The sequence below is a fragment of the Endozoicomonas sp. ONNA2 genome, assembly GCF_024606365.1.
Taxonomy (GTDB): Bacteria; Pseudomonadota; Gammaproteobacteria; order Pseudomonadales; family Endozoicomonadaceae; genus Endozoicomonas.
In genome coordinates, this window is sequence record NZ_JAHHPO010001142.1 from 1 (window position 1) to 1,194 (window position 1,194).

General features: G+C 42.5%; 1 protein-coding gene. It reads left to right on the top strand.

The annotated features are described in order from the left end of the window. On the top strand, positions 1 to 1,078 hold a 1,078-nt coding region (locus tag KDK14_RS20215), incomplete at its 5' end, for a hypothetical protein (RefSeq protein ID WP_257267038.1). Positions 1,079 to 1,194: the final 116 nt, after the last annotated feature.

A 1,194-nucleotide genomic window follows, 5' to 3' on the forward strand; every position in this document is an offset into this window, starting at 1 on the left:
TCGGCCATTGGGGCAGGGTTTTTGCCGCCTGATAAAAAAATCAGAGAGTTCCATCGTTGAAGGGGTGGAGCAGTTTCTTGATGAAGTCAACGGCTACTTGGCCGCAGAGCTTAAAGAAGTACGCCATGCAGGTGTAGGCAATAACATTATGCCAGAAGACGATAGCTTGCCAGGATTCAGTGGGCTACCTGCCGGTCAATTCGATCCAAGATCAAACATGGCCAGTGAGTATGGGCGTGAATCGGTATCAAAGGCAAAACCTTCAAACACTGGTCTGGCAAATGAAATTAACCGAAACCTGGATGCAGCTGAAGCTTTAATTACTACCTCAGAAACAGATCCATTTGGCTTTAATCAGCAGCGTGCATCGGAAGCAAAGGGATACCTTGATAAAGCAGCAGATGGGTACAAGAAATTGCTTGACAAGGCTCAACGAAGTGAATTTCAGGATAGACACCTAAGTATGGGTACAAGACTGCAGACAATAGAAGGTCAGAGGGGTGAGTTTATAGGAAAAGAAGTCGAAGAACGCTTTATTAATAAGGCGAAAACGGCTATTGATCTTTTTTCTAGTCCTGTGAAAGTAGAAGAGGTAAAAGAAGTGGAGGAACTGCTTGAACAAGCAAGAAATAAGATAAAAGAAGAGTTGATTGGTAATAATTATACCACTATACGAGAAGGGCTAATTTCTCAATACAAAGAGTTAAATCAAAAACTACAACGGTACAAGATAGACCTTCTAAAAAAAAGGATAGACCCTCTTAAAAAAGAGTTTGATGATTACTGGGAAGAATATGGACGTATTTCTACAATGCTGGAGTTACAGGTACTGGAATGTTCTGAATCAGATCCTGGTGAACAACGCATAGGTAAAGTGAACGAACTCAGGAATTTTTATGATGACTCATTAAAAACAGCACAAGAGAAGAAAAAAAAATTCGCTGGTAAACCAGCTTATGGAAAGGAGCTTTTGATTCTTAACCATAATATTGATCATATGCGTACGCAGATCTTTGAGCTGGACAAACGGCTGAAGAAAGAGCTTAAGGGAGAACCGGCAGATTGTAACCTTTCCTGAATACAGCGACTGATGTCGTTCCGCTGTGAGGCTCAGTGTGGTGTACAAAAATCGGTAGTGGGCCAGGAGGCTGTCCGAGAATAGACTGCCCTACGCGGCAACTGCTCCTGCGTTGC